The organism is Psychromonas sp. (assembly GCF_047632995.1).
Classification (GTDB): domain Bacteria; phylum Pseudomonadota; class Gammaproteobacteria; order Enterobacterales; family Psychromonadaceae; genus Psychromonas.
In genome coordinates this window covers 1-3,225 of the sequence record NZ_JBLIEK010000228.1, presented here as the reverse complement: position 1 = coordinate 3,225, position 3,225 = coordinate 1, and the positions used below count along the sequence as shown (strand labels likewise).

Below are 3,225 nucleotides of genomic sequence, written 5' to 3'. Positions count from 1 at the left end.
TTGGGTACCATCAATCGTGCACATCAACACGTTGGGCAAAATAGCGTAATCTTCTAAATGCTTGTGTCGTCTTAGTTTTTCATGAAAGTCTTTAAATATAGGTGATAACGCTTCACTGGGTATTTTATCAAGCACATCACGTAATTGATTATTACTGCCAATATTGTCAACCTTAAAAATGTTCCTCAGGTTGTTCCGTTGATGTTTTTGCTCAAGACGTGTTTGAAAATGCAGTAATGAGGGGTCTTGAAAGAACATGCAAGCAAAGGCACTTACTGTCCATGAATTAACGAGACACCCATCGTAATAAACCCGAATGTTAGCGCCGGTGAAGATCCGCTGATATTTGCCGCAGTTTAAAATGCTGACGATAAACTCCTTTCAAGATTTTGATCTGGGTAGTTCAGTCGCTAAAATCCCAACTTATCATTAAACTAAGTATAGGAAGTATAGGTAAAATAAAACGTTATTTTTCCTAAAATCAACATACATGATGCCTCATATTTTCCATATTGACATCTATTTTATATTCTTAAGGAAGCGAAAATCGGCTATGTTTCGTCTATTAATCAACTGTTTTTACATAATTCAGAATTCAAAACAAGCGCCTTCCACTGTTGTGCAAAGCAGTTCTAAATATTGCTTTTGTTTGTTTATTCAAACAGACTTATCTGAGGCAATTCTCTACTTTGTGGAGGCAATAATTTGACGAATTCGTCATTTTTTTTATTCGGGTTACAGAGTACCGTTGTTTTTGATATGGGAACTTCAATGCCTGAGGCTGAGCGTCCGGTGATCGCTCAGAGCGGCCTCACAAATTTTATAAAATAAACTAACTGATATGTTCCCTTCAATTTATTTAATATTAAAATATTATGAACTGAAGTTGGTTACTGAGGAAACAAAAAGATTTCTGAAGTTGCGGGTGTGTAACAGTATCTTTGGCGACAACATGATGACAGTGGCAGCAATAGATAGACTGGTTCATCACGCAGATATTTATAAAATAGAAGGAGACAGTTATCGAAAAAAACAAGCTGTGAAATTAAATCGAAAAACGGGCCAAGTTGATTGACGCCGACCGGCCAAGGTAGTCGACGTCTGATATTCCTGATTATGTTTGACTTGTTCAAGTCGTTTCATGTTACGACCTGCTAAAGATATTCCGTAAATTGATCACCAAAAGTTGTTTTCATTTGAGCAATTGCCATAGGCCAATATTGCTTTTCTAACTCATTTATCTTATTTCGTTTTTGCTCAAATTTTTTCCAACGCATCCATTTAGGTTTAGGCCAATATGCAACTTGTTCAAACATGTTGTTAACTGCAGGCCAATCATCACCCCATAATTCTTTTCTGAGTTTTCTAATGCGCCTCATAAGTCTTTCTTTTGGTCGCTCACTTTGGCTGGCGTAGCATAAGCCAATACACTGTCTACAACCATAAGCGTATTTAATGGCGTATAGTTGCTGTCGTTGTTTTTGGCAGTATGGGCAGGTTATGTATAGTTTATTACTTGCGCTGCTGTTATCGAGCTTGAGGCCAATTTGGTGGGGTTTTTCGTTTATGTTAAATGTTATATATCGAACGCCATTTTCATTTTCTGTTAAGGCCAGTTTTCGATGTTCATCACTAAGGTAGTCAGAGTTGAGCAAATAGCTGCCTAGTGGCTTTGTGAGTAGTGATTTAAATATATTGGCATGGATGCGATGATACTCACCGGTGTACGCCCTCTTTTGCGTTCTGCCATAGTGGTGGCCTTTAGGCATTATTTTTTACTCCGAAACTATATCGAAAACATGTCAACTTCATCTGTTTCTCCACGAACGGTGCTCACGCCTACCTGTTTAATTGGGGCACAAACAAAAAGCATAAGTTTAGTTAAGAAGTTTAGCTTTTGAACAGGATATTTAATTTCTACGAGTGTTGCTGGTAAATTGGCTAATTCATATTGAATGGCTCTATTTACTAAATGCCTAATATCGCCACTCATGTATTTGCTGCTAGCTTCTTTATTCGTTGTAGTCATATGTAAACTCACCTCAATGTAATGATAAATTTATACTATTTCACTTTCCTTTTGTACGAAAAACAGGTTTTAACTAGGTTGATTTTTAGGTTCTATGCGACTTGTACCATAGTTTTTTGTTTGATCTGGCTTGTATCCTTTGCCTCTAGCTTTAGCCAAGTAAGATATACGCCAGATAGCATCTTGTATCGTCTCATAATCATTTCTTTTAACATTGTAAAAGCAATTGTCAGGGAAGAACTCCGAGCCGTCTAATTGCCTCCATACCTCTTTTACTTTGTTTGTTACCTCATAAGGGTAATTCACCTTGTGACCGTCAATCACTAGCGCATAATGATAATGTTGTTTCTTGGCAGTCTCTAACTCTCTACACCACATAAAACCAACACGGTTTAAATTGTATTTACGTTTTAGCCATTTATGTAATCTGCGATTAAAAACCGTCATAATTTTATTATTTTCGGTGTACTCAATAACTCTAAGGTCAAATCGTATTATAAGTATTTTGCTATGATGGCTTAACATAGCCTCAACTTGGTTAATCATTGCTTTTATAGAGTGCGCAATTAACCCACTTCCTCGAGAATTCACCCGCCAAGTATTGCCATTTACTGTAATTGCTTTGTCTTTAGTTATATAAGGCATATTGATTTAATAACTAAGAGATTAAGGGAAGGATATTAATAATTACCTAGCCAAACGTTAGCGAATACATACCTGTTGTATCCGTATATATAAAAGGATGTAATTTAAATAGTGATTATTTTCAGGGTAAAAAACCTACGAATAGTGACCAATAAAGAACAACTTAATATCTACGTATCATAACAGGTGTGTATCCACTAACTTAATTTCTCAGTTATACTCTAGTTATTGGCTGGTGGTTTAGCCGCTAAACTTCATCCACCAGCCAGTTCAAACGAAAGCCTACTTTGTTAACACTCTGTGGGCTTTTTACTTTCTATGCGCTGTTTATCTGCTTTATCAGGTTCGGCTTTTTCTTGCTCTACTATTTGTAGGCGCATAACCACACTTTTACTACCGGAGTATGACCGGTCTTTGTACTGCTCTCGGGCGGTTGCGGTTGCTCTTGCGTCTTTTTTTTGCTCCCAATCACAAAAAAAGTGGCGTTCATCAAGCCAATATAAGGCTTGTTTTTTACCGTTATATTCACCTTGTTCTGAATGGATTAACCA

At 36.9% G+C, this 3,225-nt stretch carries 5 protein-coding genes and 1 pseudogene; 1 reads left to right on the top strand and 5 read right to left on the bottom strand.

Going from position 1 to position 3,225, the window contains the following annotated elements; all coding sequences use genetic code 11:
* A partial coding sequence (locus tag ACJAT7_RS18710) for a hypothetical protein (RefSeq protein ID WP_415228298.1) occupies positions 1-258 on the bottom strand: 258 nt, incomplete at its 3' end.
* Positions 259-841: 583 nt separating this feature from the next.
* Between ACJAT7_RS18710 and ACJAT7_RS18705 the strand changes: the two genes are divergently transcribed.
* Positions 842-1,075 carry an ATP-binding protein gene (locus ACJAT7_RS18705; protein ID WP_415228297.1) on the top strand — a complete coding sequence of 78 codons (234 nt, stop codon included), beginning with the start codon at positions 842-844 and terminating at the stop codon, positions 1,073-1,075.
* 79 nt (positions 1,076-1,154) lie between these two features.
* Here ACJAT7_RS18705 and ACJAT7_RS18700 read toward each other — a convergent pair whose 3' ends face one another.
* The 4 genes and pseudogenes from ACJAT7_RS18700 to ACJAT7_RS18685 all read right to left on the bottom strand — a co-directional run.
* A complete protein-coding gene (locus ACJAT7_RS18700; protein ID WP_415228296.1) occupies positions 1,155-1,769 on the bottom strand; it encodes a hypothetical protein in 615 nt (204 codons plus the stop codon).
* A 17-nt stretch (positions 1,770-1,786) separates the two neighbouring features.
* Positions 1,787-2,029: a hypothetical protein gene (locus tag ACJAT7_RS18695; protein ID WP_415228295.1), complete on the bottom strand. Its 243-nt coding sequence runs from the start codon at positions 2,027-2,029 to the stop codon at positions 1,787-1,789.
* Between the two features lie 69 nt (positions 2,030-2,098).
* Complete coding sequence (locus ACJAT7_RS18690) at positions 2,099-2,674, bottom strand: inovirus-type Gp2 protein (RefSeq protein ID WP_415228294.1); 576 nt, start codon at positions 2,672-2,674, stop codon at positions 2,099-2,101.
* Between the two features lie 290 nt (positions 2,675-2,964).
* Positions 2,965-3,225: pseudogene (locus ACJAT7_RS18685) on the bottom strand (hypothetical protein); the annotation flags it as partial.

Bases quoted from the DNA above. Each gene is read 5' to 3' on its own strand.
- ACJAT7_RS18700 (WP_415228296.1), bottom strand. From the start codon at position 1,769: ATGCCTAAAGGCCACCACTATGGCAGAACGCAAAAGAGGGCGTACACC.
- ACJAT7_RS18695 (WP_415228295.1), bottom strand. From the start codon at position 2,029: ATGACTACAACGAATAAAGAAGCTAGCAGCAAATACATGAGTGGCGAT.
- ACJAT7_RS18690 (WP_415228294.1), bottom strand. From the start codon at position 2,674: ATGCCTTATATAACTAAAGACAAAGCAATTACAGTAAATGGCAATACT.
- ACJAT7_RS18705 (WP_415228297.1), top strand. From the start codon at position 842: ATGTTCCCTTCAATTTATTTAATATTAAAATATTATGAACTGAAGTTG.